This window comes from Microbacterium sp. MPR-TSA4 (genome assembly GCF_058792815.1).
In genome coordinates this window covers 153,905-179,673 of record NZ_JBXAFF010000001.1, presented here as the reverse complement: position 1 = coordinate 179,673, position 25,769 = coordinate 153,905, and the positions used below count along the sequence as shown (strand labels likewise).

The 25,769-nt window shown below is 70.1% G+C and carries 22 protein-coding genes; 14 read left to right on the top strand and 8 right to left on the bottom strand.

The genetic code is table 11. From position 1 onward, the window contains the following. The first annotated feature begins 1 nt into the window (after position 1). On the top strand, positions 2-616 hold the full coding sequence (coaE, locus tag AC1Q49_RS00880) for a dephospho-CoA kinase (RefSeq protein ID WP_492490673.1): 615 nt from the start codon (positions 2-4) through the stop codon (positions 614-616). Positions 617-626: 10 nt separating this feature from the next. On the opposite strand, the gene AC1Q49_RS00875 is transcribed toward coaE, so the two are convergent. Then, the gene (locus AC1Q49_RS00875; RefSeq protein WP_492490672.1) at positions 627-1,241 is read right to left on the bottom strand and encodes a DUF4126 domain-containing protein; all 615 of its coding nucleotides are present in this window, start codon (positions 1,239-1,241) and stop codon (positions 627-629) included. A gap of 85 nt (positions 1,242-1,326) precedes the next feature. On the opposite strand from AC1Q49_RS00875, the gene uvrB reads away from it, so the two are divergent. Then, positions 1,327-3,396 (top strand): excinuclease ABC subunit UvrB, encoded by a 2,070-nt coding sequence (gene uvrB / locus AC1Q49_RS00870; RefSeq protein WP_060958714.1) that lies wholly within the window; start codon positions 1,327-1,329, stop codon positions 3,394-3,396. Positions 3,397-3,463: 67 nt separating this feature from the next. Next, positions 3,464-5,074, top strand: a complete 1,611-nt coding sequence (locus tag AC1Q49_RS00865) for a UDP-N-acetylmuramoyl-L-alanyl-D-glutamate--2,6-diaminopimelate ligase (protein WP_492490671.1) — start codon at positions 3,464-3,466, stop codon at positions 5,072-5,074. 34 nt (positions 5,075-5,108) lie between these two features. On the opposite strand, the gene AC1Q49_RS00860 is transcribed toward AC1Q49_RS00865, so the two are convergent. Continuing rightward, positions 5,109-5,345 (bottom strand): hypothetical protein, encoded by a 237-nt coding sequence (locus AC1Q49_RS00860; RefSeq protein ID WP_060958713.1) that lies wholly within the window; start codon positions 5,343-5,345, stop codon positions 5,109-5,111. Positions 5,346-5,383: 38 nt separating this feature from the next. On the opposite strand from AC1Q49_RS00860, the gene AC1Q49_RS00855 reads away from it, so the two are divergent. From AC1Q49_RS00855 to AC1Q49_RS00805, 11 genes are all read left to right on the top strand, one after another. Further along, the gene (locus AC1Q49_RS00855) at positions 5,384-5,821 is read left to right on the top strand and encodes a MarR family winged helix-turn-helix transcriptional regulator (protein WP_101306459.1); all 438 of its coding nucleotides are present in this window, start codon (positions 5,384-5,386) and stop codon (positions 5,819-5,821) included. 61 nt (positions 5,822-5,882) lie between these two features. Next, on the top strand, positions 5,883-8,801 hold the full coding sequence (uvrA, locus tag AC1Q49_RS00850; protein WP_101306458.1) for an excinuclease ABC subunit UvrA: 2,919 nt from the start codon (positions 5,883-5,885) through the stop codon (positions 8,799-8,801). A gap of 1 nt (position 8,802) precedes the next feature. Then, complete coding sequence (gene uvrC / locus AC1Q49_RS00845; protein ID WP_492490670.1) at positions 8,803-10,722, top strand: excinuclease ABC subunit UvrC; 1,920 nt, start codon at positions 8,803-8,805, stop codon at positions 10,720-10,722. 46 nt (positions 10,723-10,768) lie between these two features. Continuing rightward, on the top strand, positions 10,769-11,644 hold the full coding sequence (gene rapZ / locus AC1Q49_RS00840; RefSeq protein WP_060958858.1) for an RNase adapter RapZ: 876 nt from the start codon (positions 10,769-10,771) through the stop codon (positions 11,642-11,644). Positions 11,645-11,683: 39 nt separating this feature from the next. Then, positions 11,684-12,661: a DNA-binding protein WhiA gene (whiA, locus tag AC1Q49_RS00835; RefSeq protein WP_060958709.1), complete on the top strand. Its 978-nt coding sequence runs from the start codon at positions 11,684-11,686 to the stop codon at positions 12,659-12,661. Positions 12,662-12,805: 144 nt separating this feature from the next. Beyond that, positions 12,806-13,435: a superoxide dismutase gene (locus AC1Q49_RS00830; RefSeq protein ID WP_492490669.1), complete on the top strand. Its 630-nt coding sequence runs from the start codon at positions 12,806-12,808 to the stop codon at positions 13,433-13,435. A 139-nt stretch (positions 13,436-13,574) separates the two neighbouring features. Further along, a complete protein-coding gene (gap, locus tag AC1Q49_RS00825; RefSeq protein ID WP_060958707.1) occupies positions 13,575-14,585 on the top strand; it encodes a type I glyceraldehyde-3-phosphate dehydrogenase in 1,011 nt (336 codons plus the stop codon). Between the two features lie 9 nt (positions 14,586-14,594). Then, entirely contained in the window at positions 14,595-15,812 is a 1,218-nt protein-coding gene (locus tag AC1Q49_RS00820) for a phosphoglycerate kinase (RefSeq protein WP_060958706.1), read from the top strand. Next, positions 15,812-16,594 carry a triose-phosphate isomerase gene (gene tpiA, locus AC1Q49_RS00815; RefSeq protein ID WP_223848940.1) on the top strand — a complete coding sequence of 261 codons (783 nt, stop codon included), beginning with the start codon at positions 15,812-15,814 and terminating at the stop codon, positions 16,592-16,594. Before AC1Q49_RS00820 ends, tpiA begins: the two co-directional genes overlap by 1 nt. A 192-nt stretch (positions 16,595-16,786) precedes the next feature. Then, on the top strand, positions 16,787-17,035 hold the full coding sequence (secG, locus tag AC1Q49_RS00810; protein ID WP_060958704.1) for a preprotein translocase subunit SecG: 249 nt from the start codon (positions 16,787-16,789) through the stop codon (positions 17,033-17,035). Next, positions 17,035-17,391, top strand: a complete 357-nt coding sequence (locus AC1Q49_RS00805) for an RNA polymerase-binding protein RbpA (protein WP_060958703.1) — start codon at positions 17,035-17,037, stop codon at positions 17,389-17,391. Before secG ends, AC1Q49_RS00805 begins: the two co-directional genes overlap by 1 nt. Positions 17,392-17,437: 46 nt before the next feature. On the opposite strand, the gene pgl is transcribed toward AC1Q49_RS00805, so the two are convergent. The 6 genes from pgl to tkt are packed head-to-tail and all read right to left on the bottom strand — an operon-like array spanning position 17,438 to position 25,563. Further along, positions 17,438-18,217 (bottom strand): 6-phosphogluconolactonase, encoded by a 780-nt coding sequence (gene pgl, locus AC1Q49_RS00800; protein WP_492490668.1) that lies wholly within the window; start codon positions 18,215-18,217, stop codon positions 17,438-17,440. 8 nt (positions 18,218-18,225) lie between these two features. Further along, entirely contained in the window at positions 18,226-19,167 is a 942-nt protein-coding gene (locus AC1Q49_RS00795; RefSeq protein WP_060958701.1) for a glucose-6-phosphate dehydrogenase assembly protein OpcA, read from the bottom strand. Next, positions 19,164-20,714: a glucose-6-phosphate dehydrogenase gene (zwf, locus tag AC1Q49_RS00790; RefSeq protein ID WP_060958700.1), complete on the bottom strand. Its 1,551-nt coding sequence runs from the start codon at positions 20,712-20,714 to the stop codon at positions 19,164-19,166. The genes AC1Q49_RS00795 and zwf overlap by 4 nt, the downstream gene beginning before the upstream one ends. 27 nt (positions 20,715-20,741) lie before the next feature. Next, complete coding sequence (locus AC1Q49_RS00785) at positions 20,742-22,361, bottom strand: phosphoglucose isomerase-related protein (protein ID WP_492490667.1); 1,620 nt, start codon at positions 22,359-22,361, stop codon at positions 20,742-20,744. Next, positions 22,358-23,488 (bottom strand): transaldolase, encoded by a 1,131-nt coding sequence (tal, locus tag AC1Q49_RS00780; RefSeq protein WP_492490666.1) that lies wholly within the window; start codon positions 23,486-23,488, stop codon positions 22,358-22,360. The genes AC1Q49_RS00785 and tal overlap by 4 nt, the downstream gene beginning before the upstream one ends. Beyond that, on the bottom strand, positions 23,485-25,563 hold the full coding sequence (tkt, locus tag AC1Q49_RS00775) for a transketolase (protein WP_061781721.1): 2,079 nt from the start codon (positions 25,561-25,563) through the stop codon (positions 23,485-23,487). Before tkt ends, tal begins: the two co-directional genes overlap by 4 nt. Positions 25,564-25,769: the final 206 nt, after the last annotated feature.

Genomic DNA, 25,769 nt, shown 5'->3' with positions numbered 1-25,769 from the left:
CATGCCTCTCATCGCGCTCACCGGCGGCATCGCGTCGGGCAAATCGACGATCGCCCGTCGGCTCGCCGGCCGCGGCGCCGTCGTCGTGGACGCCGACGCCATCGTGCGCGAGGTGCAGCAGCCCGGATCGGCGGTCCTCGCCGACATCGCGGAGGCGTTCGGTGCGGGCGTGATCGCGGGCGACGGCACGCTGGATCGGCCCGCGCTCGGCGCGATCGTGTTCTCCGACCCCGCGGCGCGCGAGCGGCTGAACGCGATCGTCCACCCGGCCGTCAAGGCCGAGTCCGGCCGTCGCTTCGCCGCGGCCCTCGCCGCCGACCCGGCCGCCGTGGTCGTGTACGACGTGCCGCTTCTCGTCGAGGCCCGCGCGGACGATCCCTGGGACCTCGTCGTGGTGGCGCACGCCCCGGCGTCCCTGCGGGCGGAGCGCCTGGTGACCCTGCGCGAGCTCCGTCCCGACGAGGCGCGGTCGCGCATCGCGGCGCAGGTCGACGACGAGACACGTCTCGCGGTCGCGGACGTCGTCATCGACACGTCGGGGACACTCGAACAGACGCACGCGCAGACCGACGCGCTGTGGGATCGGCTGACCGACGGGGTCCGCACGGAGCGCTGACCCCGCGGCCTCACCCGGATGACGCGGGCGCCGCGGCGGCGTGCGGAGTGCGGTGTCGTCGTCGCCGGCGGAGCACGACGATCGCGGTCGCGACGATGCCCACGATCAGCGCCCCGGCGAGCAGCGGCGCGAAGATCGCCGCGAGGATGAGCCCCACCGCGGACACGTCCTCTCCGGCCGAGAGCGCCGGCGCGGCGAGGCCGAACGTCGCGGCGTTCGCGATCGGCCGTATCGAGGCTTTGAGCGCGTGGATCGCGAGGGCGATCACGACACCCACCACGACGGGCACCCAGGCCGTTCCGGCGAACAGCGCGGGGTCGTCCACGCGGACGGTCTCGGCGCTCGCGCCGGCTCCGAAGACGATCCCGCCGGATGCCGGGCGCACGACGGTCTGCAGCACGTCGTTGACGGAGTCGACCGCCGGCACCTTGTCGGCGACGATCTCGACGACCAGCAGGATGCCGGTGATCCAGAGCGCGACATCGCTCGACAGCCACGCCCACGCGGGCGGCAGCTGGAGGATCGACGGGAGGAACCGGTCGATCAGGCCCAGGGCGAACAGCGGCATCCACGCGTTCAGGCCCGCGGCCGCGGCGAGGCCCGATCCGACGAGGAACTCCAGCATGGGTCCAGGGTACGCGGCGGCACCGACGCCGACGCCGACGGCGAACGGCGGGCCCGATGTCGGAGGCCGACCGTACGCTGGAGGAATGCAGACCACGCGATCCGTCCGGCCGTTCGAGGTCGTCAGCGAGTACGCGCCCAGCGGCGATCAGCCTCAGGCCATCGCCGACCTGGCCGCGCGCATCAACGCGGGAGAGACCGACGTCGTGCTGCTCGGCGCGACGGGAACCGGCAAGTCGGCGACGACCGCCTGGCTCGTCGAACAGGTGCAGCGGCCGACGCTCGTGCTCGCCCACAACAAGACGCTCGCCGCGCAGCTGGCCAACGAGTTCCGTGAGCTCATGCCGCACAACGCGGTGGAGTACTTCGTCAGCTACTACGACTACTACCAGCCCGAGGCCTACGTCCCGCAGACGGACACCTTCATCGAGAAGGACTCGTCGGTCAACGCCGAGGTGGAGCGGCTGCGCCACTCGACGACGAACGCGCTGCTGAGCCGGCGCGACGTCATCGTCGTCAGCACGGTCTCGTGCATCTACGGCCTCGGGGCGCCCGAGGAGTATCTGCGCGCCATGGTGGCCCTGCAGGTGGGGGAGCGGTACGACCGCGACGCCCTCATCCGCAAGTTCATCGCGATGCAGTACAACCGCAACGACGTCGACTTCTCCCGCGGCAACTTCCGCGTGCGCGGCGACACGATCGAGATCATCCCCGTGTACGAGGAGTACGCCGTCCGCATCGAGCTCTTCGGAGACGAGATCGAGGCGCTGTACATGCTGCACCCGCTGACGGGCGATGTCGTGCAGAAGCTCGACAGCGTGCCGATCTTCCCCGCGTCGCACTACGTCGCCGGCACCGAGACCGTCCACCGGGCGATCGGCACCATCGAATCGGAGCTGGCCGAGCGGCTGGCCGAGCTGGAGGGGCAGGGGAAGCTGCTGGAGGCGCAGCGGCTGCGGATGCGGACCACCTTCGACCTCGAGATGCTGCAGCAGCTCGGCTTCTGCTCGGGCATCGAGAACTACTCGCGCCACATGGACGGTCGCGAGCCGGGCGAGCCGCCCCACACCCTCCTCGACTTCTTCCCCGACGACTTCCTGCTCGTCATCGACGAGTCGCACGTGACGGTGCCGCAGATCGGTGCGATGTACGAGGGGGATGCCTCGCGCAAGCGCACGCTCGTCGATCACGGCTTCCGTCTGCCGAGCGCCCTGGACAACCGGCCGTTGCGCTTCGACGAGTTCAAGAACCGTGTCGGACAGACGGTCTACCTCTCGGCGACTCCCGGGCGGTACGAGATGGGCATCGCGGACGGCGTGGTCGAGCAGATCATCCGCCCCACAGGTCTGGTCGATCCGCAGATCATCGTGAAGCCCTCCAAGGGACAGATCGACGACCTCCTGGAGGAGATCCGCCGGCGCGTCGAACGCGACGAGCGCGTCCTGGTCACGACGTTGACCAAGAAGATGGCGGAGGAGCTGACCGACTTCCTGGGTGAGCACGGGGTCCGCGTGCGGTACCTGCACTCCGACGTCGACACGTTGCGACGCGTCGAGCTGCTCACGGAGCTGCGGCAGGGCGTGTACGACGTGCTGGTCGGCATCAACCTGCTGCGCGAGGGCCTGGATCTGCCCGAGGTCTCGCTCGTCGCGATCCTCGACGCCGACAAGGAGGGCTTCCTTCGCAGCGGCACGTCGCTCATCCAGACGATCGGACGTGCGGCCCGCAACGTGTCGGGCGAGGTGCACATGTACGCGGACAACATGACCGACTCGATGCGGTTGGCGATCGACGAGACCGAGCGTCGGCGCGAGAAGCAGATCGCCTACAACACGGCGCACGGCATCGACCCGCAGCCGCTGCGCAAGAAGATCGCCGACATCACCGATGTGCTGGCCCGCGAGGCCTCCGACACGAGGGAGATGCTCGCTCGCAAGGGCGGTGGCGGTCGCGCCGGCTCTCCGACGCCGCGTCTGCGGCGCGAAGGCATCGCGGCGGAGGGGGCGATGCAGTTGGAGGCCACCATCGAGGATCTGTCCAACCAGATGCTGGCGGCCGCGGGCGAGCTGAAGTTCGAGCTCGCCGCCCGGTTGCGCGACGAGGTGCAGGACCTCAAGAAGGAGCTGCGCGCGATGGAGCGCGCCGGACACGCCTGAGCGGCACGCCCAGGAACGCACGGCGCGCGTTCATGGGAGGTGGCTATCGGTTTGCTATCGTCACCGAGTGAGTATCGAGCAGTCCTGCGCGCCGGAACCTTCGGACGCGGGAACGAGCAGTACGGCGGGGGCCGTCGCGGCCGTCGTCAACCGACCCGACCACGTGACGCCGCGCACCCTGGATGAGGTTGCGGCCCGGCTTCCGAGCGCACGTGTGACGGGGTCGGCGACCGTGACGGGGATCTCGCTGACGACCGCGTCGACCCGCGAGGGCGACCTCTTCCTCGCCCAGCCGGGAGCGCGCACCCACGGCGCACGCTTCGTGGCGGACGCGGTCGCCGCCGGCGCCGCCGCGGTGCTCACGGATGCCGAGGGAGCCGCGATCATCGCGGAGACACCCGGCCTGGACCAGCTCGCCCGCATCGTCGTCGACGAGCACCCGCGCCGGTTCCTCGGTGGGCTCGCCGCCTGGTTCTACGGGTACCCCGCGCAGGCGCTGAAGACCATCGGCATCACCGGCACGCAGGGGAAGACCTCGACGACCTATCTCGTGGACGCCGCGCGCGGCTCGGTCCGCAGCGGCGTGATCGGTTCGATGGGGACCCGCATCGACGGCGTCGCGGTGCCGTCCACGCTGACGACCCCGGAAGCTCCGCAGATGCAGGCCCTCTTGGCTCTCATGCGCGAGCGCGGGGTCGAGGTGGTGTCGTCGGAGGTGTCCAGCCACGCGATCACGATGAATCGGGTCGCCGGGCTCCACTTCGACGTCGGCGTGTTCCTCAACCTCGGTCACGACCACCGCGACTTCCACGGCACGCAGGAGGCCTACCTCCTGGCCAAGCGCGAGCTGCTGACGAGCGCGATGTCGGGTGTCGGCCTGGTGAACGTCGACGACCGCGCCGGCCGTCGCCTGCACGCCGATCCCGAGCTGCACACGCAGTCGTATTCGGTCACGGGCCGAGAGGCGGACTGGCGGGCGGTCGATGTCGAGCTCGGCCTGCACGGATCCTCCTTCACGGTCGTGGGGCCCGAGGGGCAGTCGGCCCGCTTCACGACGCCGATGGTCGGCGAGTTCAGCGTCAGCAACATCGTCGCCGCCGTAGCGGCGCTCGACATCGTCGGGCATCCGCTGTCGGCGTCGGTCGCGGGCATCGCGACGTTCACCGGCGTCGAGGGCCGCGTGCAGTTCGTGCCGGTCGACGCGCCCTTCCAGGTCGTCATCGACGCCGGTCACAAGCCCGAGGCGATCAACGCCCTCCTGCGCGCCATGCGCCCGCTCACTCCGGCGCGGATCATCACGGTGATCGGCTCCAACGGCAACCGCGACATGCACAAGCGGCCTCTCATGGGCCGGTTCGCGGCGATGGCCTCGGACATCGTGATCGTCACCGACGACAACCCGGCCGACGAGGATCCCGCGACGATCCGCCGCGCGGTGGTCGCGGGCACCCGGGGCTCGCGCGCACAGGTCTTCGACGTCGCGGGACGCGCCGAGGCGATCCACAAGGCGGTCGAGCTGGCGGAGGAGGGGGACCTGATCGCGATCGTCGGCAAGGGCGACGAGCGTCACCAGATCATGCGCGACGGCGTGATCGTCCCGCACAGCGACCCCGACGAGGTCGAGTGGGCCCTGCAGCGGCGGCGTGCCGCCGCGGCGGCCGCGGCATCCGAGGGCTGACCGTCCGGCGGTCGTCCGGCGTCGGGGGAGTGCCTCAGGGGCAGTGCATGAGGGGCTTCGGGCCGCTGCGGTCGAACGTGTGCTGCGACATCGGCGCTCCGCACAGCGGGCACGCGCGCTCGGCGCGGGCGGGCTCTGGCTCGACGTCGTAGGGGCCCACCGAGGCCGGTCCCGCGAAACGGATCAGGCGCGTGTTGAGGTACGTGTACCAGCCGCCGGCCTCGCGGACCCGCTCGCGCAGCGGAGGGCGATCCGGATCGTTTCGTGTCATGAAGATTAGTGTACTAACGATTCGACTAGACTGGCGGCGTGGATTCTCGCGACGACCTCCTGAAGCTGGAGAACCAGCTCTGCTTCGCGCTCGTGACGGCGGCCCGCAACGTCGTCTCGATCTATCGGCCCGTGCTCGAGCCCCTCGGCCTGACGCATCCCCAGTACCTCGTGATGCTCGCGCTGTGGGAGAGCTCACCGCGCTCGCTGAGCGCGCTGGCCGACGAGCTCGCGATGGAGCCCGCGACGCTCTCGCCGCTCGTCAAGCGTCTGGAGGCGCAGGGCAGGGTCTCGCGCACGCGCCGGGCGGATGACGAGCGCGTCCTCGAGATCGCGCTCACGGCCGAGGGGCGTGCCCTGCGCACCGAGGCCCTCGACGTTCCCGGGCAGATCATGGCACGGGTGGGGGTCGACGCCACCGAGCTCGCGGCGCTCCGCGACGGTCTCGCGCCGTTCGCGGGGCGTCGGATCGACTGAGCCGGCTACGCCGACAGCGCACGTCGGATCCGGTGTCGGAGGCCCCACCTAGACTTGTGCGGTGCCCATCGTCCCTGTCGCCTCGTCGAAACTCAGCGTCCGCGGAGCCCGCGTCCACAACCTCAAGAACGTCGATCTGGACATCCCTCGGGACGCCCTCGTCGTCTTCACCGGGCTGTCGGGTTCGGGCAAATCGAGCCTCGCGTTCGACACGATCTTCGCGGAGGGTCAGCGCCGCTACGTCGAGTCGCTCAGCGCGTACGCGCGACAGTTCCTCGGCCAGGTCGACCGTCCCGACGTCGATTTCATCGAGGGCTTGAGCCCCGCCGTCTCCATCGACCAGAAGTCGACCAACCGCAACCCCCGCTCCACCGTGGGCACGATCACGGAGATCCACGACTACATGCGCCTGCTCTGGGCGCGCATCGGCATCCCGCACTGTCCCGAGTGCGGCGCGCAGATCCAGCGGCAGACGGTGCAGCAGATCGCCGATCAGCTGATGGAGCTGCCGGAGCGCACGCGCTACCAGATCGTGGCGCCCGTCGTCTCGCAGAAGAAGGGCGAGTTCGTCGACCTCTTCAAGGAGTTGTCGGCCAAGGGCTACGCGCGCGCCGTCGTCGACGGCGACCTCATCCAGCTCGCCGAGCCGCCCACCCTCAAGAAGAGCTACAAGCACGACATCGCGGTCGTCGTCGACCGCCTCGTCGCGAGCCCCGACATCCTGGGCCGCATCACCGACTCGGTCGAGACGGCCCTCGGGCTGGCCGGCGGCATCGTCCAGGTCAACTTCGTCGACGAGGAGGGCGATGACGCCTGGGTGAGCTTCAGCGAGAAGCTCGCCTGTCCGAACGGCCACCCCCTGCAGCTCACGGAGATCGAACCGCGCACGTTCTCCTTCAACGCGCCCTTCGGCGCCTGCCCGGCGTGCTCCGGGCTCGGCACCCGGATGTCGGTCGACGTCGAGCTCATGCTCGGTGACGAGGACCTCTCGATCAACGAGGGCGTCATCATCCCGTGGACCACGCAGGGCAAGGGCCTCTACCAGTACTACGAGCGACTGCTCGTGGGTCTCGCCGACGACCTCGACTTCTCCCTCGACACCCCCTGGCGCGACCTCTCCACCGACGTGCAGGACGCGATCCTGCGCGGCGAGAACTACAAGGTCACCGTGAAGTGGCGCAACCGCTACGGCCGCGAGATGCGCTACTCCTCGGGCTTCGAGGGCGTGGTGCCGTACATCGAGCGGCAGTACACCCAGGCCGAGACCGACACGCAGCGTCAGCGGTGGGCGGAGTACCTGCGCGAGGTGCCCTGCCCCGTCTGCCACGGCGACCGGCTCAAGCCCGAGGTGCTCGCCGTGCTCGTGCACGACCGCTCGATCGCCGACGCCTCGCGGATGAGCCTCGCGGAGGCGCAGGACTACTTCGCGCAGCTCGAGCTGACCGATCGTGAGGCCAAGATCGCCGCGGCCGTGCTGCGGGAGATCCGCGCCCGGCTGGACTTCCTGGTCCAGGTCGGACTGAACTACCTGAGCCTGGGCCGATCGGCCGGGTCGCTGTCGGGCGGCGAGGCGCAGCGCATCCGTCTCGCCACCCAGATCGGGTCGGGGCTGACCGGCGTCCTGTACGTCCTCGACGAGCCGTCGATCGGTCTGCACCAGCGCGACAACCGGCGCCTGATCGAGACCCTGGTCCGCCTGAAAGACCTGGGCAACACGCTGATCGTCGTCGAGCACGACGAGGAGACGGTCCACGCCTCGGACTGGGTCGTCGACATCGGACCGCGCGCCGGTGTGGACGGCGGCGAGGTCGTGCACTCCGGCCCCCTGGCCTCCCTGCTCGAGGAGGAACGATCTCTCACCGGCGCCTACCTGAGCGGCCGTCGGGCGATCGCGACCCCCAAGAAGCGCCGCAAGATCGACAAGAAGCGGATGCTGACCGTCGTCGGCGCGCGCGAGAACAACCTCCAGAACGTGACCGCGGAGTTCCCGCTCGGCGTCCTCACGGCGGTCACGGGCGTCAGCGGCTCCGGCAAGTCGACGCTGGTCAACGGCATCCTCTACGAGGTGCTCGCCACCAAGCTCAACGGCGCGCGTCGCGTGGCGGGCAAGCACACCCGCGTGACCGGGCTCGACAACCTCGACAAGGTCGTGCACGTCGACCAGGCGCCGATCGGCCGCACCCCGCGCTCGAACCCGGCGACCTACACGGGCGTCTTCGACCGCATCCGGACGCTGTTCAGCGAGACCCCTGAGGCGAAGGCCCGGGGCTACCAGCCGGGCCGGTTCAGCTTCAACGTCAAGGGGGGACGCTGCGAGGCGTGCTCCGGCGACGGCACGATCAAGATCGAGATGAACTTCCTGCCCGACGTCTACGTCGACTGCGAGGTCTGCCACGGCAAGCGGTACAACCGCGACACGCTCGCGGTGCACTACAAGGGCAAGAACATCGCCGAGGTGCTGGAGATGCCCATCTCCGAGGCCGCGGAGTTCTTCGAACCCATCCAGGCCATCCACCGCTTCCTGAAGACCCTCGTCGACGTCGGCCTCGGATACGTACGGCTGGGGCAGTCGGCCACCACCCTCTCCGGCGGTGAGGCGCAGCGGGTCAAGCTCGCCACCGAGCTCCAGCGGCGCTCGAACGGCCGCAGCATCTACGTGCTCGACGAGCCCACGACCGGACTGCACTTCGAGGACGTGTCGCGCCTGCTGCAGGTGCTCGGCGGGCTCGTCGACAAGGGCAACACGGTCGTCGTCATCGAGCACAACCTCGACGTGATCAAGTCGGCCGACTGGATCATCGACCTGGGGCCCGAGGGCGGATCGGGCGGCGGTCGCATCGTCGCCACGGGCACGCCCGAGCAGGTGGCCGACGTCGAGGAGAGTCACACCGGCGCCTTCCTCGCGGAGATCCTGGCATCCGAGCGCGAGCGGGCCGGCGCCGCGGCGAAGGCTCGGGGGCCGGTGCGGAAGGCGGGCTGAGGTGGCGTCCGACCTGCCGTACAAGCCGCGGCCGGGAGAGATCCCGACCCAGCCCGGCGTGTACCGGTTCCGCGACGCCGACGGCCGCGTGCTGTACGTCGGCAAGGCGAAGAACCTCCGGGCGCGGCTGTCGAACTACTTCGCCCCGCTGCACACCCTCCACGAGCGCACGCGCCGGATGGTGCTGACCGCGGCATCCGTGGAGTGGACCGTCGTCGCCAGCGACGTCGAGTCGTTGCAGCTCGAGTACATGTGGATCCAGGAGTTCTCGCCTCCGTTCAACGTGCGCTACAAGGACGACAAGTCCTACCCGTACATGGCGATCACGCTGGCCGACGAGGCGCCCCGCGTCATCGTGACCCGCAATCGGCGCATCCCCGGAGCGCGCTACTTCGGGCCGTATCCGAAGGTGTGGGCGGTGCACGACACCATCGATCTGATGATCAAGGTGTTCCCGATCCGCACCTGCTCCGACGCCTCGTACAAGAAGGCGATGGCCACCGGGCGGCCGTGCTTCCCCGGGCAGATCGGTCGGTGCGGGGGCCCCTGCTCGATGAAGGTGACGATCGAGGAGCACCGGGCGATCGTCGACGACTTCGTCGCGTTCATGTCCGGCGGAGACCAGCGGTTCGCGCGCGAGCTGACCGCCCGCATGCGCGAGGCCTCGGCGGAGATGGACTACGAGTCCGCGGCGCTCTACCGCGATCGTCTCCAGGCGATCGACGCCGTCCTCAGCCGCAGCTCGCTCGTGCTCGCGGAGGACACGGACGCCGACCTGTTCGGCATCGCCGAAGACGAGTTGTCGGCCGCCGTGCAGCACTTCGTCGTGCGCGGCGGCCGGGTGCGGGGTGTGCGCGCCACGACGATCGACAAGGAGCTCGACATCTCGGGCGCCGACCTCGTCGACCAGGTGGTGCAGCGCACCTACGGCTCCGCGACGGCGGCGGACATCCCGCGGCAGGTGCTGGTGCCGACGCTGCCCGACGACGCCGCCGACCTCGAGCAGTGGCTGCAGGAGCGTCGGGGCAAGCGGGTCACCCTCCAGGTCGCGCAGCGCGGTCGCAAGGCCGATCTCATGCGCACGGCGACGCTCAACGCGCAGCAGGCGCTCCTGCTGCACAAGACCCGCCGCACGTCCGACTACACGGCGCGCACGAAGGCGCTCACCGATCTGCAGATCGCGCTCGGGATGGACGAGGCGCCGCTGCGCATCGAATGCTACGACGTGTCGCACCTGTCCGGCACGAACGTGGTCGCCTCCATGGTCGTCTTCGAGGACGGTCTGCCGAGGAAGGACCAGTACCGATCGTTCGGCGTTCCCGAGACCACGGACGACACCGACTCGCTCTACCAGGTGCTGACCCGTCGGCTCGCCCACATCGACCGCGACGAGGCGCTGCCGGATGCCGCCACGGTCGCCGTGGAGGGCGACCCGGACGCCGATCCGGACGCCCCCGTCGTCACGGAGCGCAAGCGTCCGCGCTTCGCCTACCGCCCGCAGCTGCTCGTGGTCGACGGCGGCGCGCCGCAGGTCGCGGCGGCGGCGCGGGCGCTCGAGGATGCCGGGCACACCGAGATCTCCCTGTGCGGCATCGCGAAGCGGCTCGAGGAGATCTGGCTGCCGGGGGAGGACTACCCCGTGATCCTGCCGCGCACCTCCGAGGCGCTCTACCTCCTGCAGCGCCTGCGAGACGAGGCCCATCGCTTCGCGATCACGCACCAGCGCAAGCGTCGCAAGCGCGACATCTCGACCGTGCTCGGTGAGGTGCCGGGACTCGGTGACGCGCGCATCAAGGCCCTGCTGCGTCACTTCGGCTCCGTCACCGCGCTGAGCGCCGCGACGGCCGACGAGATGACCGCCCTACCCGGCATCGGGCCGAAGCTCGCGGCGGCGATCGAGCAGCGCCTCGCGAATCGATAGGCTGTTCGTATCCGGATCGGCATGCGATCAGTCCTGGGGAGTGCACGTGGCAGATGACCAGCCCGCCGGCGAGGTGCTGATCGTCACGGGCATGTCCGGTGCCGGTCGCACGACCGCGGCCAACGCCCTCGAAGACCTCGACTGGTACGTCGTCGACAACCTCCCGCCCCAGATGCTGGGGCCGCTGCTCGAACTCACCGAGATGGCCGGCGGGGCGCTGCCGAAGCTCGCGGCGGTCGTCGATGTGCGCGGCCGCGACCTCTTCCAGGCGTTGCCGGCGGTCACCAGCGCCCTGCGCGCGGGTCGTCAGCTGCGCGTGCTGTTCCTCGACGCGGGCGACGACGTGCTCGTGCGCCGATTCGAGTCGGTCCGGCGCCCGCATCCGCTGCAGGGCGACGGCACGATCCTCGACGGCATCCAGCGCGAGCGCGAGCGGCTGGCGGTCATCCGCGAGAGCGCCGACGTCATCATCGACACGAGCGCGATGAACATCCACCAGCTGGCGAACCGCGTCGTCGACCTCTTCAGCGAGGAGGGCGCGGCGCGGCACACGATCACCGTCATGAGCTTCGGTTTCAAGTACGGCCTCCCCACCGACGTCGACCTCGTCGCCGACATGCGTTTTCTGCCGAACCCGTTCTGGATCCCGGAGCTGAAGGGGCACACCGGCGAGGAGGAGCCCGTGCGCGACTACGTGCTCGCGCAGGAGGGCGCGCGCGAGTTCATCGACGCGTACGCGACGGCCCTGCGCCCCGTCCTCGCGGGCTACCAGCGCGAGAACAAGCGCCACTCCGTTCTCGCCGTCGGGTGCACGGGCGGCAAGCACCGCTCGGTCGTGACGGCGATCGAGCTGGCCGACCGCCTGTCGCAGGTGCCGGGTGTGGCCGTACGGGTGAAGCATCGCGACCTCGGTCGCGAGTAGGCTGGATGTTTGTCCCCGCCCCCCGAACGAAGGATCGCCGTGTCGCCGACCGTTGACGTGAAGTCCGAGCTGGCCGCGGTCCGCGACCCTCGTCCCACGGCGCGGGTGGCCGAACTCACCGCGATCCTGCGCTTCTCCGGCGGCCTGCACTCGATCGCGGGACGCGTGGCCGTGGAGGCCGAGCTCGAGACGGATCCGCTCGCCCGTCGCGTCGCGCGCGACATCATGGAGCTGTACGGCGTGCGCCCCGAGCTGCACCGCGTGCAGGCCTCGGGCGGCCGCGCCGGCGGGCACTTCGCCGTGCGCGTCATCGAGGGCGGCGAGACCCTCGCCCGACAGACGGGACTGCTCGACGCGCGCCGTCGCCCGGTGCGCGGCCTGCCCAACAAGCTCACCACGGGGGCGCGCCACGACCTCGCGGCGGTCTGGCGCGGCGCGTTCCTGGCCAGCGGCACCCTCTCCGACCCCGGACGCTCGGCGGCGCTCGAGATCGCCTGCCCCTCGGGCGAGGCGGCCATGGCGCTCGTCGGCGCCGGCCATCGCATCGGGATCGCGGCGAAGGCCCGTGAGGTCCGCGGCGTTCCCCGGGTTGTCGTCCGCGACGGCGAGGCGATCCGTATCGCCCTGGCCGAGATGGGTGCCGTGCGCACCGCCCAGGCCTGGGAGGAGATGCGTCAGCGCCGCGAGGTGCGCGCCGGCGTCAACCGTCTGGTCAACTTCGACGATGCCAACCTGCGTCGGTCCGCGCAGGCGGCCGTCGCCGCCTGTGCCCGCGTCGAGCGCGCACTGGAGATCCTGGGAGACGACGTCCCCGAGCATCTGCGCGAGGCGGGGGAGTTGCGGCTGTCCCACCGCGACGCGAGCCTCGACGAGCTCGGCCACCACGCCGACCCCCCGCTGACGAAGGATGCCGTCGCCGGCCGGATCCGGCGTCTGCTCGCGATGGCCGACAAGAAGGCCGTGAGCACCGGCATCCCCGGTACGGACTCCGCCGTGCCCGAGGGCCTCGAGGACTGACCCCCGCGTCACGGGGCGCGTGCGCGGCGGTACACGTCGGTCGCGGTGGGAACAACCCCCTGCCGGCAGCGTTGCACCTCAATAGGATGGCAATGTCCCATCGCCGCAGCGCAGTTGCGGCGCCGACGACAGGAAGAAGAGAACATGGCGATCTACACGCTGCCCGACCTCCCCTACGACTTCGCAGCCCTCGAACCGCACATCAGCGGCAAGATCATGCAGCTCCACCACGACAAGCACCACCAGGCGTACGTCACGGGAGCCAACACGGCGCTCGAGCAGCTGGCGGAGGCCCGCGAGAGCGGCAACCTGGCCAACGTGAACAAGCTCGAGAAGGACCTCGCGTTCAACCTCGGAGGCCACGTCAACCACTCGATCTTCTGGACCAACCTGGCTCCCGCGAACGACGGCGGCGGCGGACAGCCGGAGGGCGAGCTGAAGGCCGCGATCGAGGAGTTCTTCGGCGGCTTAGAAAAGTTCCAGGCGCACTTCACGGCCGCCGCGACCGGCATCCAGGGCTCCGGCTGGGCGGTGCTGAGCTGGGACCCGATCGGCGAGCAGCTGATCATCCAGCAGCTCTTCGACCAGCAGTCCAACACGGCGCAGGGCACCGTCCCGATCTTCCAGCTCGACATGTGGGAGCACGCCTTCTACCTCGACTACCTCAACGTCAAGGCGGACTACGTCAAGGCCGTGTGGAACATCGCGAACTGGGGCAACGTCGCAGAGCGCTTTTCGACGGCGCGCGAGAAGACGGCCGGACTGCTCAAGTAGTAGTCTCATGACCAGGTGAGGATGCCGGGTCCCTCCCGGCGACGGGCAGGTGACCCGGCATCCTTTTTCCTTCACACACCAAGTTCGCGACTGGCGCGTCGAAACGCCGTCGCCGTCGCGACATGAACCGGGAGACAACGTGTCTGTCAAGATCGGAATCAACGGCTTCGGCCGTATCGGCCGCAACTTCCTCCGTGCCGCGCTCGAGCAGGGGGCTGACCTCGACATCGTGGCGGTGAACGACCTCACCGACAACAAGACCCTCGCCCACCTGCTGAAGTACGACTCCGTCGGCGGCCGCCTCGACGCGGAGGTCTCGTACGACGCCGACTCCATCACCGTCAACGGCAAGGCCATCAAGGTCTTCGAAGAGCGCGACCCGGCGAACCTCCCCTGGGGCGAGCTCGGTGTCGACATCGTCATCGAGTCGACCGGCCGCTTCACCAAGGCCGCCGACGCCAAGAAGCACCTCGACGGCGGCGCCAAGAAGGTCATCATCTCGGCTCCCGGCACAGATGTCGACGGCACCTTCGTCATGGGCGTCAACGACGGCGAGTACGACTCGGCGACGATGAACATCATCTCCAACGCGTCGTGCACCACGAACTGCCTCGCGCCGCTGGCCAAGGTCTTCAACGACAACTTCGGCATCGAGCGCGGCTTCATGATGACCGCGCACGCCTACACGGCCGACCAGAACCTGCAGGACGGCCCGCACAGCGACCTGCACCGTGCGCGCGCCGCCGCGATCAACATCGTCCCGGCCTCGACGGGTGCCGCCAAGGCCATCGGCCTCGTGCTGCCCGAGCTCAACGGCAAGCTGAGCGGCTCGTCGTACCGCGTGCCGGTTCCCACCGGCTCGATCGTCGACCTCACGATCATCACGCCCACCGAGGGCCTGACCGCCGAGGTCATCAACGCGGCCTACAAGAAGGCTGCCGCGGAGGGCGAGCTCGTCGGCTACCTCAAGTACAACGAGGACGCCATCGTCTCCAGTGACATCCAGCTCGACCCGCACTCGTCGGTGTTCGACGCGGGCCAGACGAACGTCTCGGGCAACCTCGTCAAGGTCTCGTCGTGGTACGACAACGAGTGGGGCTACTCGAACCGCCTCGTCGACCTCACCGAGCTCGTCGCCGACAAGCTCTGAGGCTTCGCCATGGCTTTGCGCACCCTTGCATCCCTCGGGTCGCTGGCCGGTAAGCGCGTCATCGTCCGTGTTGACTTCAACGTCCCTCTGAAGGACGGCGTCATCACGGACGATGGCCGTATCCGGGCGGCTCTTCCGACCCTCAACGAGCTCATCAACCAGGGGGCGCGGGTCATCGCGTGCTCCCACCTCGGACGCCCCGACGGCGCGCCCGACGCCAAGTACAGCCTCGAGCCGGTCGCCCAGCGGCTGTCGGAGCTGCTCGGAAAGCCGGTCGTGTTCGCGCGCGACACGGTGGGCACCTCCGCACAGGAGGCCGTCGCGGCCCTCGAGGACGGCGATGTCACCGTCATCGAGAACCTGCGGTTCAACCCGGGGGAGACGGCGAAGGACGACGCCGAGCGTCGTGCGTTCGCGGAGGAGCTCGCCGCTCTGGGCGACGCCCTCGTCTCCGACGGCTTCGGAGTCGTCCACCGCAAGCAGGCGTCGGTCTACGACCTCGCCGAGCTGCTGCCCTCCGCGGCCGGGTACCTCATCGAGAAGGAGGTCGACGTCCTCGACCGCCTGACCGAGAACCCCGAGCGTCCCTACGCCGTCGTGCTCGGCGGCTCCAAGGTGAGCGACAAGCTGGGTGTCATCGCGCACCTCCTCCCGCGCGCGGACAAGATCCTCGTCGGCGGCGGCATGCTCTTCACCTTCCTCGCGGCCCAGGGCCACAAGGTCGGCAAGAGCCTGCTCGAGACCGACCAGATCGAGACCGTGAAGGGCTACATCGCGGATGCCGCCGCGCGCGGCGTGGAGCTGATCCTCCCGGTCGACGCGGTCATGGCCTCGGGCTTCGCGGCCGACGCCGACCACGTGGTCGCTGCCGCCGACGCGCTGGAGGACACCCCCTTCGGCGCCGACGGCATGGGCCTGGACATCGGTCCGCGCACGGCGGAGATCTTCGCCGACGCGATCCGCAGCGCGAAGACCGTGTTCTGGAACGGCCCCATGGGCGTGTTCGAGATGCCGGCGTTCGCTGCCGGTACCAAGACGGTCGCCCAGGCGCTCACCGAGGTCGACGGCCTGTCCGTCGTCGGCGGTGGCGACTCGGCCGCGGCCGTGCGTCAGCTCGGTTTCGCGGACGACCAGTTCGGTCACATCTCGACCGGCGGCGGCGCGAGCCTGGAGTTCCTGGAGGGCAAGAAGCTCCCCGGGCTGGAGATCCTCGGATGGGAGAGCTGATGGCGCGCACACCGCTCATCGCCGGCAACTGGAAGATGAACCTCGACCACCTGCAGGCGGTCGCGTTCGTGCAGAAGCTGCACTGGACGTTGAAGGACGCCGGACACGAGGACGGCTCGGTGGAGGTCGCGGTCTTCCCGCCCTTCACCGACATCCGCACCGTGCAGACGCTGCTGGACGCCGACAAGATCCCCTTCGCGCTCGGCGCGCAGGACCTGTCGACGCACGACTCCGGCGCCTACACCGGAGAGGTGTCCGGCGCGTTCCTGAGCAAGCTGGCCTGCCGCTACGTCATCATCGGGCACTCCGAGCGTCGCGAGTACCACCACGAGAGCGACGCCATCGTCGCCGCCAAGGTGCAGGCTGCGCTCAAGCACGGTCTGGTCCCCGTCATCTGCGTGGGCGAGACGCTCGAGCAGCGCGAGGAGTCGGGGCCGACGGCCGTGTCCGTCGCTCAGCTGCGGGCCGCGCTGGAAGGCGTGCCGGCCGATGCCGACATCGTCGTGGCGTACGAGCCCGTGTGGGCCATCGGCACCGGACAGGTGGCGTCTCCCGAGCAGGCTCAGGAGGTGTGCGTCGCGCTGCGCGGCGTGCTCGCCGAGGTGCTCGGCGCGGATGCCGCCGCTCGCACGCGCGTGCTGTACGGCGGGTCGGTGAAGTCGGGCAACATCGCCAGCTTCATGCGCGAGCCCGACGTCGACGGCGCGCTGGTGGGTGGTGCGAGCCTCGTCGCGGACGAGTTCGCGGCCATCATCCGCTACCAGAAGCACGTCGGCGTCTGACGCCGTCCGACGCGCTTCGCTCTGCGTTTCGACTCGCTTCGCTCTGCGTTTCGACTCGCTTCGCTCGCTCAACGACCGGTGGGGGCGACCCCCCGGTCGTTGGGCGGGTACCGCGGGGTGCGAGCCGAAACGCAGGTATACTCGACCCTTGTGCGCCCGACGACGCGGGCGCCGCGAAAGGCTTCATCGACTGTGGACATCCTCGAGTTCGTGCTGCAGGTGCTGCTGGGCATCACCAGCCTCCTGCTGACCCTCCTGATCCTGCTGCACAAGGGACGCGGCGGCGGTCTGTCGGACATGTTCGGCGGCGGCATGAGCTCTGCTCTCGGGTCGTCCGGTCTCGCTGAGCGCAACCTGAACCGCTTCACGGTCGTGCTCGCACTCGTCTGGTTCGTCGCGATCGTCGCGCTCGGACTCATCACCAAGTTCCAGGGGCTCTGATGGCAACGGGCGGAAACGCTATTCGCGGCACTCGTGTGGGTGCCGGTCCGATGGGTGAGCAGGACCACGGTCACCACGCCGACCGTATCGCCGTGTCGTATTGGGACGCGCTCGGCAACGAGACCGTGCGCTATTTCGCCGCGGGCATCGCCGAGGAGGAGATCCCCGAGGTCATCGACTCCCCGCACTCCGGGCTTCCCGCGGGCCGCGACAAGGAGAATCCTCCGGCGCTCGCGAAGACCGAGCCCTACAAGACGCATCTCGCGTACGTGAAGGAGCGTCGCACCGAGGAAGAGGCCGACGCCCTCCTCGACGACGCCCTCCAGCAGCTGCGCGAGCGCCGCGGCCAGGCCTGATCGCGGCGGCAGCCGCCGCCGACGCGTCCGCGAGGACGGCGTCCGCTCAGAAGTCCTGGTCGATCAGTTCGGCGGGCACGTTCGCGGCGGCGGCGTCGTCGACGAAGAACACCGTCTTCTTGCGCCCCTTCGCCCCGGCGGCGGGCACCGTCTCGTAGCTGGCGCCGGCGAGGGCGAGGCCCAGGGCCGCCGCCTTGTCGGTGCCCGAAACGACCAGCCACACGCAGCGTGCCGAGTTGATCACCGGTCGCGTCATCGTGACACGCACCGCCGGCGGCTTCGGCGCGTCGCGTACGGCGACCGCGGTGCGGTCGGTCACCTGGATCTCGCCGCGGTCGGGGAACAGCGAGGCGATGTGACCGTCGGAGCCGACCCCGAGGAAGCACACATAGAACTCGGGCCACGCGTGCTCGTCGGTGCCGAAGCGCGCGAGCTCGTCGGCGTACGCGGATGCCGCGGTATCCGCGTCGGGAGCGTCGCCGCTCGCCGCGATCGCGTGGACGTTCGCCGCGGGGACGTCGATGCACGCGAGGAGCGCCTCGCGCGCGGCGCGCTCGTGGCGCTCGGGATCGTCGGCCGCCGCGAAGACCTCATCGCCCCACCAGACGTGCACGTGCGACCAGTCCACGTCCGCCCGTCGGGGGCTCGCGCCGGCCGCGCGCAGCACGGCGGTGCCGATCTGACCGCCGGCGAGGGCGATGTGGGTGGTCTTGCCGGCCGCCGAGCGGCGCGCCAGGCGCGCCAGCAGGCGGTCGGCGACGGCGGCGGCGAGCGTCGGAGCGTCCGGACTGATCACGACCCGTTTCTCGGTCCACATCTGCGCCATCGGAACTCCTAGGACTCGGTCGTGGTCGGGGGCCCCAGCAGCTCCCAGCCCTCCGTGATCACTCGACCATACAGGAGGTCGGGATCGAGCCGACGCAGCTCCTCGGCGAGGCATTCGCGGAGCGTGCGGCGCGGCAGGACGATGTCGTGCGAGGGCTGTCCGGGTTGCGTCAGCGTCGCGTCGATGTCGTTCGTCCGCTCGAGGACGATGTCTCCCGTCGCGCGCACGAGACGCACCTTCTGGATGCCGTGCTCCCACTCCTCGGGGGCCGAATAGCGCCACTGCACGGGGACGTCGAGCTTCAGCCGCAGCCACGCGGCGAGCAGCCCCGTCGAGGGCGAGCTGCCGGCGCCGACGACCTCCACGGCCGTCACCGGCTCGTAGGGCGGCTGGTCGAGCACGGCGGCGAGCTGCTCGCGCCAGTGCGTGAGCCGGGTCCAGGCGAGGTCCGTGTCTCCGGGGGCGTACGAGGGCCCGAGACGCGAGAGACGATCCTTCGCGTAGGGCTTGGTCGACGCATCCGTGATGCGCCGCTGCGCCATCCGGCCGATGTCGGACGCCGCAGGCTCGGCGGGCGGGAAGTCGGGCCACCAGGCGACGACCGGGGCGTCGGGCAGCAGCAGACCCGTGACGAGTCCCTCCTGGTTGGTCGCGACGTCGCCGCGGGCGCGCAGCACGACCACCTCGCTGGCCCCGGCATCCCCGCCGACGCGGATCTGCGCGTCGAGCTTGGCGTCGCCCTCGGGGTCGGCGATGAGCACGATGACGCGCATCGGGTGCTCACGGGAGGCGTCGTTCGCGGCCTCGATGGCCTCCTCGTGCAGGCCGTGGGTCGTCACGATCACGAGCGTCAGCACGCGGCCGAGCGCGACCGCGCCACCCTCCTCCCGCACGCTCACGAGCGAGCGGGCGATCTTCGACACGGTGGTGTCGGGCAGGTCGACGATCACGGGCGCCTCCAGACGCGGCCATCACGGGCCAGGAGTTCATCGGCGGACGGGGGCCCCCACGAACCGGGGGAGTACTGCTCGAGAGGTCCGCCCTGCTGGGTCCAGTACTCCTCGACCGGGTCGAGGATCTTCCAGGAGAGCTCGACCTCCTCGTGGCGCGGGAACAGCGGCGGGTCGCCGAGCAGGACGTCGAGGATGAGGCGCTCGTACGCCTCCGGGCTCGACTCGGTGAACGCGTGGCCGTAGCCGAAGTCCATCGTGACGTCGCGAACCTCGTTGCCCGCGCCCGGCACCTTCGATCCGAACCGGATCGTCACGCCCTCGTCGGGCTGCACCCGGATGACGAGCGCGTTCTGGCCGAGCTCGAGCGTCTGGTTGCGCTGGAAGAGCAGCTGCGGGGCGCGCTTGAAGACGACGGCGATCTCCGTGACGCGGCGCCCGAGGCGCTTGCCCGTGCGCAGGTAGAACGGCACTCCCGCCCAGCGGCGCGTGCCGATCTCGAGCTTGATGGCGGCGTACGTCTCGGTGGTCGAGGCGGGGTTCATGCCGTCCTCCTCGAGGAAGGCGGTGACCTTCTCGCCGCCCTGCCAGCCGCCGCCGTACTGCCCGCGGGCGGTGGCGGTCGACAGGTCCTCCGGCAGCCGGACGGCGGCCAGCACCTTCTCCTTCTCGGCGCGCAGGTCCTTCGCGTCCATGGAGATCGGCTCCTCCATGGCGGTCAGCGCCAGCAGCTGCAGGAGGTGGTTCTGGATGACGTCGCGTGCCGCGCCGATGCCGTCGTAGTAGCCCGCGCGGCCGCCGACGCCGATGTCCTCGGCCATCGTGATCTGCACGTGGTCGACGTAGTTGGCGTTCCAGATCGGCTCGTACAGCTCGTTGGCGAAGCGCAGCGCGAGGATGTTCTGCACCGTCTCCTTGCCGAGGTAGTGGTCGATGCGGAAGATCGAGTCGGCCGGGAAGGCGACCTCGAGCGCGGCGTTCAGCTCACGCGCCGTCTGCAGGTCACTGCCGAACGGCTTCTCGATGACGACGCGACGCCACGCGTCGGGGTTGTTGGACCGGTCGTCGACCAGTCCGGAGTCCTTCAGCTGCTTCGCGACGATGGGGAAGTCGCGCGGCGGGATCGAGAGGTAGAACGCGTGGTTGCCCATGGTGCCGCGTTCGACGTCGAGCTTCTCGACCGTCTCGCGCAGCCGGCGGAACGCGTCGTCGTCGCCGAACTCGCCGGAGACGAAGCGGATGCCCTGCAGCAGCTGCTTCCACGTCTCCTCACGGAACGGCGTGCGCGCGTGCTGGCGGACGGCGTCGTGGACGACGTTCGCGAAGTCCTGGTCCTCCCAGTCGCGACGCGCGAAGCCGACGAGGGCGAACCCCGGCGGCAGGAGCCCGCGATTGGCGAGGTCGTAGACGGCGGGCATGAGCTTCTTGCGCGACAGGTCGCCCGTCACGCCGAAGATCACGAGCGCGCTCGGTCCGGCGATGCGATTCAGGCGTCGGTCATCGGGGTCGCGGAGCGGGTTGTGCTCGCGCGAGATCTCGGCAGTCATCGGGAAAAGACTCCTCCTGGGCCGCGGCTACTGCGCGGCCTCGAACAGCGAAAGCACCTCGACCTGCGGGTCGGTCAGGGTGAGGGTGACCACCGGTCGTCCGTGCGCGACGAGCACGTCGGCGTCGCCGGCCGCCTGAGCGGCGATCAACTGACCGAACGTGAAGGGGCGGCCCGGTATTTCCAGATCCACCTCTCCGGCGCCGATGATCTGCAGGAACACGCCGTTCGCCGGCCCGCCCTTGTGATACTGACCCGTGGAGTGCAGGAACCGGGGACCCCAGCCGAAGGTCGTCGGACGCCCGCTGTCGGCGGCGATGAGCTCGCGGATGCCGGCGAGCTGCGGAACCGCGGTGCGGTCCGCGTACGCCTGGATCGCGACATAGCCGTCGGCGCCGAGCCGCGCCCACAGCGCGTCGAGGACGCCGGCGAGCGTGCCGGAGGCGGCGAGGGCGGGGTCGGACACGCGCACCTCGACGCCGTCGACGGTGAACGCGGGTGCGCCGATGTCGGGCCGCGTCTCGAGCATACCGCGCGCGGCCGCCTTCGCCGACTCGACATCGGGCTGATCGAACGGATCGATGCCCAGCATGCGGCCCGCGATCGCGGTCGCGTACTCCCAGACGACGAACTGCGCGCCGAGCGAACCGCTGACGAGCACCTCGTCGGGGTGCTGCTCGATGAGGCGGAAGTGCACCGCGTCGTCGACGAGGCGCACGATCTGCAGATCGGCGGGCGTGCGGTCGACCTCGGGCGACACCGGCAGCAGGACGACCGGCAGGATGCCGGTTCCGTTCTTGCCGGTGGACTCGGCGACGAGCTGCTCGATCCAGTCGGGCAGACCCACGATGTGCGTGCCGTCGCTGACGAGCCCCATCTTGTCGCGGCGCGGATCGCCGCCGGCGATCGCCGCGGCGAGGGTGAGCGCCGGGTTGCGCGGGTCGTCGATGGCGACCTCGAGCAGGGTGGCCTCGGCCTCGTCGAGCAGTTCGGCGATGTCGGCGCCGGCCAGTCCCGACGGCACGAGGCCGAACGCGGTGAGGGCGGAGTACCGCCCGCCCACGTTCGGGTCGGCCGTGAACACGCGGTAGCCCGATGTGCGCGCGGACTGCTCGAGCGGGGAACCGGGGTCGGTGACGACGACGATCCGCTCGGCGGGGTCGATCCCGAGATCGGACCAGGCGGCCTCGAACGCGCGTCGCGCCGAGTCCGTCTCGATCGTGGAACCGGACTTGGAGGCCACGACCAGCACGGTCCGCTCCAGGCCGCCGCTCTCGGCGTCGCCGTCGATCGCGGCGAGCACCTGGGCGGGATCGGTCGAATCGAGGATCACGAGGGGCACACCGGCCGTCCGCGTGATGACCTCGGGGGCCAGCGAGGATCCGCCCATCCCGGCGAGGACGATGCGCGTGAGCCCGCGGGCGACGAAGTCCTCCCGCAGGGCGGCGATCTCGGGCAGCAGCGGTCGCGAGACGCTCACGGCCTCGACCCAGCCGAGACGCACGGCGGCTTCGGCTGCGGCATCCGGACCCCAGAGATCGGGGTCCCCCGCGGTGATCCCGCTCGCGACCAGGCTGTCGACCAGACCCGGCAGCGTCTGCGCGACGACGTCCTTGACGTGTCCCGAGACGTGGATCTCGAAACTCACCGGCTGGTCTCCGGGGCCTCGGCCAGCGCCTCGGCGACCGTCTTCTTCAGGTCCTGCCACGAGGCGATGAACTTGGCGACGCCCTCGTCCTCGAGCGTCTGGGTGACATCGGCGATGTCGACGCCGAGGTCGGCCAGCTGCGCGAAGACGAGATGCGCGTCCTCGTAGGCGCCCGTGACGGTGTCGCCCGTGACGACGCCGTGGTCGAAGGTCGCCTCGAGGGTCTTCTCCGGCATCGTGTTGACGGTGCCCGGGGCCACGAGCTCCGTGACGTAGAGCGTGTCGGGCAGCGCCGGGTCCTTGACGCCCGTCGAGGCCCACAGCGGGCGCTGGACGGTGGCGCCGGCGGAGACCAGCTCCTGCGCTCGCGAAGCCGAGAACTTCTTCTCGAACAGCTCGTAGGCGAGGCGGGCGTTGGCCAGGCCGGCGCGGCTCTTGAGCGCCTCGGCGTCTTCGCTCTCGAACGCCGACAGACGCTTGTCGACCTCGGTGTCCACGCGGGACACGAAGAAGGAGGCGACCGAGTGGATGCCGGACAGGTCGTGACCGTTCGCCGCGGCCTGCTCCAGGCCGGCCAGGTAGGCGTCGATGACCTCTTCGTACCGTTCGAGCGAGAAGATCAGCGTCACGTTGACGGAGATGCCCTCGGCGATCACCGCGGTGATGGCGGGCAGGCCCGCCTTCGTCGCGGGGATCTTGATGAGCGCGTTGGGCCGATCGACCTTGGCCCAGAGCTTCTTGGCCTCGGCGATCGTGCCGTCGGTGTCGTGGGCGAGATCGGGGGAGACCTCGATCGACACGCGCCCGTCGACGCCGCCCGTGGCGTCGTAGACACCGCGGAAGATGTCGGCCGCGTCGCGGACGTCGGTCGTGGTCAGCTCGAAGATCGCGGTGTCCACGTCGGCGCCCGAGGAAGCGAGCGCGGCCAGCGGGGCGTCGTACGAGTCGTCGTCCTGGTTGCCGATGGCCGCCTGGAAGATCGAGGGGTTCGTCGTCACGCCGGAGACGTTGCGCGTGTCGATCAGCTGGGCGAGGTTGCCCGAGTCGATGCGCGTGCGGGAGAGGTCGTCGAGCCAGATGCTGACGCCGGCGTCGACGAGCTGCTGGGTCGGGGTCGGGGTGCTCATGCGTTCTCCTTGACGGTTGCGCGGGCCGCTTCCACGACCGCGTCGGCGGTGATGCCGAACTTCTCGAACAGGGTCTTGTAGTCGGCGGAGGCGCCGAAGTGGTCGATGCCGACCGTGCGGCCGGTGTCGCCGACGATGCTGCGCCACAGCGGCGTGGATCCGGCCTCGACGGAGACGCGCGCCTTCACGGCGCTCGGCAGCACGGACTCGCGGTAGGCGGCATCCTGCTCGGCGAACCACTCCAGCGACGGAGCCGAGACGACGCGGGCGCGGATGCCGTCGGCGGCGAGCGTCTCGCGCGCCGCGACGGCCAGCTGCACCTCGGAACCGGTCGCGATGAGGATCACGTCGGGCTCGCCGCCCTCGGCGTCGATCAGCACGTAGGCGCCCTTGGCGACGCCGTCGGTCGTGGCGAAGCCCGCCTCGCCGCGCGGGAACACCGGGATGTTCTGTCGCGTCAGGGCGATGCCCACCGGACCGCCGCTGGTGCGGCGCACGATCTCGTGCCAGGCCGCGGACGTCTCATTGGCGTCGGCGGGGCGCACCACCGTGAAGTTCGGGATGAGGCGCAGCGTCGACAGCTGCTCGATCGGCTGGTGCGTCGGGCCGTCCTCGCCGAGGGCGACGGAGTCGTGGGTCCAGACGAAGATCGACGGGATGTCCATCAGCGCGGCCAGGCGCACCGGGGGGCGCATGTAGTCGCTGAAGATCAGGAACGTGCCGCCGAAGGGACGCGTGGGTCCGTGCAGCTTGATGCCGTTGACGATCGCGCCCATCGCGTGCTCGCGGATGCCGAAGTGCAGCACGCGGCCGTAGGGGTCGCCCGACCACTCGTGCGTGGACCACTCGGCGGGGATGAACGACTTCGCGTCCTTGATGGTCGTGAGGTTCGACTCTGCGAGGTCGGCGGAACCGCCCCACAGCTCGGGCAGCTGCGCCGCGAGGGCGTTGATGACCTGACCCGACGCCGCGCGGGTGGACACCTCCTTGCCCGACTCGAAGCTCGGCACCGAGAGGTCGGCGGGCAGCTCGCCCGCCTCGAGGCGGTCCAGCAGCGCCTTGCGCTCGGGGTTGGCGGCGGCCCAGGCGTCGAAGTCGGCCTGCCAGGCGGCGCGCGCCTCGGCGGCGCGGTCGCGCAGGGCGCGGGTGTGCGCGATGACGTCGTCGGCGACGACGAAGGACTTCTCGGGGTCGAAGCCCAGCACCTTCTTCGTCGCGGCGAGCTCGTCGGCGCCGAGGGCGGAGCCGTGGATCTTGCCCGTGTTCTGCTTGCCGGGCGACGGCCAGCCGATGATGGTCTTCAGGATGACGAGCGACGGCTTGTCGGTCTCGCCCTTGGCCGCCTCGATGGCGGCGTACAGCTCGGCGACGTCCTCGACGTACTCGCCGGTCTTCTTCCAGTCGACGGTCTGCACGTGCCAGCCGTAGGCCTCGTAGCGCGCCGCGACGTCCTCGGTGAAGGCGACGTTGGTGTCGTCCTCGATCGAGATCTGGTTGGAGTCGTAGATCGCGATCAGGTTGCCGAGGTTCTGGTGGCCGGCGAGGCTCGAGGCCTCGCTGGTCACGCCCTCCTGCAGGTCGCCGTCGCCGGCGATCACGTACACGAAGTGGTCGAAGGGGCTCGTGCCCGCTGCGGCCTCGGGGTCGAACAGGCCGCGCTCGTAGCGAGCCGCGTAGGCGAAGCCGACGGCGGAGGACAGGCCCTGCCCGAGCGGGCCGGTCGTGATCTCCACGCCCTTCGTGTGTCCGTACTCGGGGTGGCCCGGGGTCAGCGATCCCCACGTGCGCAGCGCCTCGAGGTCGGAGAGCTCGAGGCCGAAGCCGCCGAGGTAGAGCTGCACGTACTGCGTGAGCGAGGAGTGACCGGCGGAGAGGATGAAGCGGTCCCTGCCCAGCCAGTGGGTGTCGGAGGGATCGTGGCGCAGGACGCGCTGATAGAGCAGGTACGCGGCCGGCGCAAGGCTCATCGCCGTGCCGGGGTGGCCGTTGCCCACCTTCTCGACCGCATCCGCGGCCAGCACGCGAGCGGTGTCCACCGCGCGCCGATCGATCTCATCCCAAGCCAGTTCCGACACGTGGTGCCCTTTCGAAAAGAGGGGGAGTGCGTCCGACACTCGAACCGGCCTCGGCGACGTCGGTCGCACCCTGCCGGCGCTCGGCGACGCCTGTGATTTCAGCTTAGCGAAGAGGCATGGGCCCGAAGCCCCGTATGTCATCCGTGACAATCCCGACCTGACCTCATTGTTCAACATAGTGAATCATATCCAGTGGAGTGGATGCA

What these genes read in the sequence shown, in the direction of transcription:
- tpiA (WP_223848940.1), top strand. Translation starts at nt 15,812, where the DNA reads ATGGCGCGCACACCGCTCATCGCCGGCAACTGGAAGATGAACCTCGAC.
- uvrB (WP_060958714.1), top strand. Translation starts at nt 1,327, where the DNA reads ATGCAGACCACGCGATCCGTCCGGCCGTTCGAGGTCGTCAGCGAGTAC.
- pgl (WP_492490668.1), bottom strand. Translation starts at nt 18,217, where the DNA reads ATGGCGCAGATGTGGACCGAGAAACGGGTCGTGATCAGTCCGGACGCT.
- AC1Q49_RS00875 (WP_492490672.1), bottom strand. Translation starts at nt 1,241, where the DNA reads ATGCTGGAGTTCCTCGTCGGATCGGGCCTCGCCGCGGCCGCGGGCCTG.
- coaE (WP_492490673.1), top strand. Translation starts at nt 2, where the DNA reads ATGCCTCTCATCGCGCTCACCGGCGGCATCGCGTCGGGCAAATCGACG.
- AC1Q49_RS00830 (WP_492490669.1), top strand. Translation starts at nt 12,806, where the DNA reads ATGGCGATCTACACGCTGCCCGACCTCCCCTACGACTTCGCAGCCCTC.
- AC1Q49_RS00805 (WP_060958703.1), top strand. Translation starts at nt 17,035, where the DNA reads ATGGCAACGGGCGGAAACGCTATTCGCGGCACTCGTGTGGGTGCCGGT.
- AC1Q49_RS00820 (WP_060958706.1), top strand. Translation starts at nt 14,595, where the DNA reads ATGGCTTTGCGCACCCTTGCATCCCTCGGGTCGCTGGCCGGTAAGCGC.
- zwf (WP_060958700.1), bottom strand. Translation starts at nt 20,714, where the DNA reads ATGACTGCCGAGATCTCGCGCGAGCACAACCCGCTCCGCGACCCCGAT.
- tal (WP_492490666.1), bottom strand. Translation starts at nt 23,488, where the DNA reads ATGAGCACCCCGACCCCGACCCAGCAGCTCGTCGACGCCGGCGTCAGC.
- AC1Q49_RS00860 (WP_060958713.1), bottom strand. Translation starts at nt 5,345, where the DNA reads ATGACACGAAACGATCCGGATCGCCCTCCGCTGCGCGAGCGGGTCCGC.